This window comes from Luteibacter sp. P4_D7_3 (assembly GCF_056401735.1).
This window is the reverse complement of the sequence record NZ_JBFUIT010000207.1, coordinates 1-7,306: the sequence shown is the minus strand read 5'-3', so window position 1 is coordinate 7,306 and position 7,306 is coordinate 1. Positions and strand designations below refer to the sequence as shown.

The 7,306-nt window shown below is 62.9% G+C and carries 4 protein-coding genes; 3 read left to right on the top strand and 1 reads right to left on the bottom strand.

Features of this window, described 5'->3' with window-relative positions:
• From AC1DSN_RS15725 to AC1DSN_RS15715, 3 genes are all read left to right on the top strand, one after another.
• A partial coding sequence (locus AC1DSN_RS15725) for a glycoside hydrolase family 3 protein (protein ID WP_477331569.1) occupies positions 1 to 2,524 on the top strand: 2,524 nt, incomplete at its 5' end.
• A 271-nt stretch (positions 2,525 to 2,795) separates the two neighbouring features.
• On the top strand, positions 2,796 to 5,225 hold the full coding sequence (locus AC1DSN_RS15720) for a TonB-dependent receptor (protein ID WP_477331567.1): 2,430 nt from the start codon (positions 2,796 to 2,798) through the stop codon (positions 5,223 to 5,225).
• A 163-nt stretch (positions 5,226 to 5,388) separates the two neighbouring features.
• On the top strand, positions 5,389 to 6,978 hold the full coding sequence (locus AC1DSN_RS15715) for a tryptophan halogenase family protein (protein ID WP_477294551.1): 1,590 nt from the start codon (positions 5,389 to 5,391) through the stop codon (positions 6,976 to 6,978).
• A 35-nt stretch (positions 6,979 to 7,013) separates the two neighbouring features.
• On the opposite strand, the gene AC1DSN_RS15710 is transcribed toward AC1DSN_RS15715, so the two are convergent.
• The coding region (locus AC1DSN_RS15710) for a type 2 periplasmic-binding domain-containing protein (RefSeq protein WP_477331565.1) at positions 7,014 to 7,306 on the bottom strand (293 nt) is incomplete at its 5' end.

Below are 7,306 nucleotides of genomic sequence, written 5' to 3'. Positions count from 1 at the left end.
GTCCGTTGCCGGCGCCTTGATAGTGGTTGTTCCAGCCATGGCTGGCGATGCCACCCTTGTGCACCCCGAACAGTGGCCCCAAGCCGCATCACCGCTGCCGCCTGACCCGGCGATCGAATCCCGGATCCACGCTCTACTGACGAAAATGTCGGTCGAGGACAAGGTYGGCCAGATGATCCAGGCCGACATCAAGTACGTGACGCCGGACGACGTTCGCCAGTACCGGCTGGGATCGATCCTGGCCGGGGGTAACTCCAAACCGCCCGGCCAGCCGTACCCCATTGCCACGCAGTGGCAGGCGTTGTCCGATGCCTTCTACCGCGCGTCCATGGACACCTCGCGTGGCGGACTGGCGATCCCGGTGCTGTTCGGTATCGACGCCGTGCATGGCCACAACAACCTCGTCGGCAGCACGTTGTTTCCGCAGAACTCCGCTCTGGGTGCCACGCGCGATCCGCAGTTGATCCACGACATCGGTGAGGTCACGGCACAGGAGCTGCGCGCCAGCGGCATCAGCTGGACCTTCGCGCCCACGCTCACCGTGCCGCAGGATGTGCGCTGGGGTCGTTCGTACGAAGGCTATTCGCAGAATCCGGCCCTGGTAGCGCAATACGCCGCCGCCGTGATCGGTGGCCTGGAGGGCAAGGCGGGTACTCCCCAGTTCCTGGATACCGGGCATGTGATCGCTACCGCCAAGCACTTCCTCGGCGACGGTGGCACCCACGATGGCAAGGACCAGGGGGATGCCAGGATCAGCGAGGCGACGCTGCGCGACATCCACGCGGCCGGCTATGCGCCTGCGATCAAGGCCGGCGTGCAGGTAGTGATGGTCTCGTTCTCCAGCTGGAACGGGGTCAAGATGGCCGGCAACACGTCCCTGATCACCGGCGTGCTGAAAGAGCGCATGGGCTTCGACGGGATCGTGTTGGGCGACTGGAACGCGCACGGGCAAGTGCCGGGCTGCGCCAACGAGGACTGCGCCGCGGCATACAACGCCGGGCTGGACATGCTTGAGGCACCCGACTCCTGGAAAGGCCTGTACAAGAACACGCTGGCCGAGGTGAAAGCCGGGGTGATTCCGATGAGCCGCGTCGATGATGCGGTGACCCGCATCCTGCGGGTGAAGATGCGTCTTGGCATGTTCGAGGCTGGCCTGCCATCGGCTAATCCACTGGCCGCCAAGTCGGCGCAAGTGATCGGAAGTCCTGCGCATCGCGATGTGGCGCGTCGGGCAGTACGCGAGTCACTGGTGCTGCTGAAGAACAACCAGGCGGTGCTACCCATCGATCCGCGCAAACGGATCCTCGTCGCCGGCGATGGCGCCGATAACATCTCCAAGCAGAACGGTGGCTGGACGCTGACCTGGCAGGGTACCGGCCTGACCAACGCGAATTTCCCGGGAGCCACCTCCATATGGGCGGGACTCGAGGCGCAGGTGAAGTCGGCTGGCGGCAGTGCCGAACTCTCGGTAGAGGGCGAGTACAAGCAGAAGCCCGATGTCGCCATCGTGGTGTTCGGCGAAGACCCCTATGCCGAGTTCCAGGGAGACCTGCCGAACCTGGCATACCGTCCGGGCAACGATCACGACCTCGACCTGATTCGCAAGCTACGAGGGAAGGGCGTGCCCGTGGTGGCCGTCTTCCTGACAGGACGGCCGTTGTGGATGAATCGCGAGATAAACGCCGCCGACGCCTTTGTGGTCGCGTGGCTCCCGGGCAGCGAAGGGGAGGGCATAGCCGACGTCCTGCTGCGCACCGGTGACGGGCATGTGGCGCATGACTTCCACGGCAAGCTGGCCTATGCATGGCCACGCAATGCGCTGCAGATACCTGTCGCTGCCGCCGCAAAAGGCGAGCGTCCGCAGTTTCCCTACGGCTTCGGCCTGACCTATGCCGATAGCCAGAAGACCGGTACGCTGTCTGAGGAACCGGGACTTGTACTGAGCAGTGCGCAGGCCGGCGTCTACTTCACCCGAGGCAAGCCGGCACAGGATTTCGTCGTGAGACTGACCGGCGCGAACGGCGCCGTGACGAATGTCGTTGCCACGCCGGCCGCCACGGCAGACGGAAGCCTGCATATCAGCGCGCTCGACTATAAGGCGCAGGAAGACGCGCGCAGCCTGAGCTGGTCCGGTACCGGTAACGATGTCGCAAGCGTTGAACTGGTGGCTCCGGCGCCACTCGATGTCGATCGGGAAACCAATGGCGACGTTCTACTGGTGACGACGTTGAGGGTTGATACGGTGTCACCGGGGGACACCTCGACGATCGGGATCGGCTGCGGAGCGGGCTGCAGGGGTCAGGTGACAGTGGGACCACAGCTTGCCGCGCTGCCTAAAGCGCAATGGTTGAAGGTGGGCATTCCGTTGAAATGTTTCCGCGATGCCGGCGCGAATATGAGCAAGGTAGATCGGCCCTTCCAATGGTCCAGTCATGCCGGCACGCAGATTGCGATCACAGACGTGTCGCTCAGCACGGTAGCGGACCGCGCCCTGACGTGTCCAACGCACGGGGACAAACCGTGAAGCTCGCCAGGGTATCCATTTGCGCTGCACCAATATCGAGTCGTCGATACGTTCGATAAGCGGTGCGGGGCCGTTCTGCAAGAGTTTGTGAATACGTGGATGACTTGCTGCCCTGCGGCAAGCATTCATCGCAAGGGAGCTCTATTATCCTGTAATGACAGCGCTGTCATTCGGGGTTGGTAGCGCGCCAGGGGAGTTGGGAAATCTTTGTCATGGCCGCCGCGTGCGGCGGACATCACTGATCCGACGATTGATCGATGGGGAGAGCCAGATGAATCTGCGTCACAAGTTGTTGTATGTCGCTATGACACTCGCGTTTGCGCCGGGCACGCTGCTTGCGGCGGATCAGGACGCGACGGCGCAAAGTGCGCCATCGAAGAATCCAGAGGGTGCCGACAAGAAAGTCCAGAACCTGGACGCCATTTCGGTCAGCGCGACCAAGCGCGATACGCCGCTGCAGAAGACGCCGGTGGCGGTCACGGCGATCACCGTCGACACGCTCGACAGAGAGCGGGTCATGACCGTGCAGGACCTGACCAAACTGGTCCCGGGCCTGCAAGGCACGTCGCAAGGCGATCATGGCGTCGTGACGCTCACCCTTCGCGGCATCGGCAACGACAGCGCCAAGACCGAGTACGCCGATCCCGAAGTCGCCACCTTTGTCGACGGCGTGTACGCACCACGCGCCGAAGCGGCGTCCGGTCTGTTGCTGGACATGGATGGCGTCGAAGTGCTGCGTGGCCCCCAGGGCACCCTCTGGGGCCGCAACTCGACCGCCGGCGCCATCAGCTTCCAGACGGCCAAGCCGGACATCGGCGCGGGCTTTTACGGCAATGCGCAGGTCGAGGCGGGCAACTACAACCAGATCGGCTCCCGCGCCGCGTTCAACCTGCCCATCAGCAATACCTTCGCCATGCGCGTCGCCGTGGTGCACGAGCAGCACGATGGCTACGTCGATTACCAGGATCCGTCCAGCCAGCTGCCCTCCGTGGCACAGCAGCAGCAGACGTATCTCGCCTCCGGCGGCACGGCAGCCAACTTCAAGCCGATCGATCCCGGTCAGTACGTGCAGAAGGGTGACAAGTACAACGCGCAGGATCAGTCCGCCGCCCGCGTCAGTGCGCTGTGGCAGCCGAGCGACTCGTTCAAGTGGAACCTGTCTTACGAGTACTTCATCGATCGCGGCACGCCCAGCATGAGCCTCATGCAGACGCCGCGGGACGGGCAGAAGTTCTGGTCGGCGCTGATCGATACGGCGCCGTACCTGCACCGTACGTCCAACACCGTGCGCAGCCGCATGGACTGGAACATCAACGACGGCGTGCAGCTCAGCTACATCGCCGGCTACAACAAGTACTCGGGCCAGAGCGACTTCGACCAGGACGTCGGCGTCAGCGTGCCCACCAGCTTCACCACCAATGGCGTCTACCAGGACGATCGCACCAACAGTTCGCACTACAAGAACTGGAGCCAGGAGATCAACCTGAAGTCCACCGGTCCGCAGACCGTGGWCTGGATCGTCGGTGCGTACTATGGCTACGAGAACAACGACATCCGCTTCGACATCCCCATCATGAACGGTACGCGCTACGGCACCGTCAGCTGGCAGGGTTCCTTCATCCAGCCGAAGGAGACAGTGGAGTCGTATGCGTTGTTTGGCCAGGCCACCTGGCATCTCAACGACAGCGTGCGCCTCACCGGCGGCTTGCGCTGGTCGCATGACGACAAGGAGAACAAGGGCGGCATCAACTGGGGTTGGGCATACGACCCGACCGTGCCCCAGCTGCCGATCTCGCCGGACGTGTACCCGGATCCGTCGAACGGCTTCAGCATCTCGCAGCGGAACACCGCCAAGTACAGCAAGAGCAAGCCGACCTGGCTGCTGCGTCTGGATACCGACGTCAGCCAGAACGGTTTGCTCTACGCCAGTGTGTCCAGTGGCTACAAGTCCGGCGGCACGCAGGACGCAGGCACGCTGTACAAGCCCGAGTCGCTGGTCAACTATGAAGTCGGCAGCAAGTTCGCCTTCTTCGACGGCCACATGACATGGAACTCGGCTGTCTACTATGAAGCCTTCAAGAACTTCCAGCTGTCCGCGCCGATCGTCTATCCCGACGGCAACCATGGCCTGGGCTTCTCCAACGTCGGTGGCACCACCAAGGTGCTCGGCTTCGAGTCGGAGCTGGCATATCAGCAGGTGGACGATCGCTTCAACCTGATCTTCTCGGCCATTCCGAAGAAGAAGCTAGGCACGCTGCAATACGCTGGTTCCAACGACTACCAAGGCCTGCCGGCATGCCCGCCGGCGTCGAACCTCGCCAACTGCGCGAACGTCACCGGCAACGATCTGCCGCATGCGCCGGACGTGTCGCTCACCGCCATCTACGAGCACACGTTCCACCTTGGCAACGGCGGCCGCCTGACGCCTCGCGCCAGTGCGCAGTACCAGAGCTCGCAGTGGCTCAGCTACTTCAACCTGGGCGACGGCGACAAGCAGAAAGCCTATGTGCGTGGTGACCTGTCGCTGCGTTACAGCGAGCCGGGCGACAAGTGGTGGGTCAACGGCTACGTGCAGAACGTGACCGACAAGAAGACCCGAACCAGCGCCGGCCGTTTCCTGATGGCCGACGGCTCGCTGCAGTATGTGTCGCAGTACCTCGCGCCGCGTACCTACGGCGTCCAGGTGGGCGTGTGGTTCTGAGGTAATAAAGGGCGGCCGTGTGACGCACGTGCCGCCTGAGGTTTGCCGTTCTACCGGCGGCGCTCGCAGGAGCGTCGCCTATCCCTCCCGGGAATGGCTTATTTGCCGGGTCCGCGTGGGGCGGCCCGGCACCTTTTTCGTGTAGCACCGGCGGGGACACATCATGGCGCGGCTGAAGAAAGTGTTGATCGTGGGCGGCGGCACCGCAGGTTGGCTGGCGGCGTGCTATCTGGCCAAGGCGGTCAACGCGGTCGATCCCCGGAGTGTGCAGGTGCATCTGGTGGAATCGCCGGACATCGGCCTGCTTGGCGTGGGCGAAGCGACGTTCCCCTCTATACGCGGCACGCTGGCGGCCATTGGCCTCGACGAGCGACGCTTTCTGGTCGGTGCCACAGCGACGTATAAGCAGGGCATCCACTATCGCCATTGGGTACGGCCGCCCGGCACACCCGGAGCGGATCACTTCTTTCATCCCTTCAATACCCCCAGCCAGCGTCCGGGTGGGCCCGAGTTGTTGCCGTACTGGCTGCTGGGTGCCGCACCGGAGGGCATGCCGTTCGCCGACGCCGTGTCGATGCAGAGCACGCTGGTCGATCATTCCCGTGGGCCCAAGCGCGCAAGGGATGCGGACTATCAGGGGCCGATGAATCACGCCTTCCACTTCGATGCTGCCTGCTTCGCACGCGTGCTCGCCGAGCACGGCCAGGAGACGCTTGGCGTCGTTCGGCATGTGGCGACGGTGGAGCGTACGGAGCTGGACGAACACGGCGCCATCGCGCGCGTGGTGACGAAGGAGGAGGGCGATCTCACCGCCGATCTCTACGTGGACTGCACCGGACTGCGCAGCATGCTTATCGGCAATGTGATGCAGTCTCCGTTCCGCAGCCGTGCGGACGTGCTGTTTGCCGATCGCGCCGTGGCCATACAGGTGCCTTACGAAAAGCCCGATGCTCCGATCCCCTCGTACACGATCTCCACCGCGCAAGAAGCCGGTTGGATCTGGGACATCGGTTTGCAGAAACGACGTGGCGCCGGCTATGTGTATTCGTCGCGGCATACCAGCGACGATCGTGCCGAAGAAGTCTTCCGGCGGTATCTGGGCAGTGCAGGGGACGACCTGAAAGCCTTGCACATCAAGTTCGAGACGGGATACCGGCCTGAGCACTGGTGCAAGAACTGCGTGGCGGTGGGTCTCGCCGGTGGCTTCGTCGAGCCGCTGGAATCCACAGGCATTGCACTGATCGAGTTGGGGACCTACCTGCTCACCCATCTGTTGCCTGGCGACACGGACAACATGGAAAGCGCAGCACGTCACTACAACGAGATGATGGTTGCCCGCTACGACCGCATCATCGACTTCATCAAGATGCACTATTGCCTGAGCCAGCGGCGGGATTCGTCGTTCTGGACTGACAACTGCGACGTTGCCAGCATCCCGCAAACCCTGCAGGACAAGCTCGCGAAGTGGAAGCAGCGTCCGCCGCACAGGTTGGATTTCGTTAGCGACCTGGAAATGTTCATGACTTCCAGCTGGCAATACGTGCTGTATGGGATGGAATTCAAGACTGATCTCGAGCCCATGCGTTGCGCCTATCCGGACATGGAAGCGGCGCGGAAGGAGTTCGCGATGATTCAACAGGCGGCCGCTCGTGCGCTTGACGATCTTCCGGACCATCGCGCGCTTGTCGAACAGATGTGCAATGAACATAGTCAGCGCGGCCGACCAGAGGCGCGGATCAACGCATCAAGGTGACGCTTGCCATGTCCGGATGACTGGCGTCACACGACCTACTGCTCGGGTATGTCGCCGTTGGGTGCAGCGCAGATACCAAAAATCACATCGCGCAGCCAGCGATGCGCAGGGTCGGCATGCAGTCGTGGATGCCAGATCGCCGACACCGTGATATCGGAGGTTTTCACGGGAAGATCGAAAACTTCCAGGCCCATGCAGGCAGAATGGTCGCGAAGGGGGTCGCCGCGAAAGCTGCCGTCAATCGCAGAACGCGGCACGAGCCCGAGCACATCCGAATGCCGCGCTATCTGCATGGCGTTGGCATACGTGGTCACCACCATGGCGATGT

Bases quoted from the DNA above. Each gene is read 5' to 3' on its own strand.
- AC1DSN_RS15715 (WP_477294551.1), top strand. From the start codon at position 5,389: ATGGCGCGGCTGAAGAAAGTGTTGATCGTGGGCGGCGGCACCGCAGGT.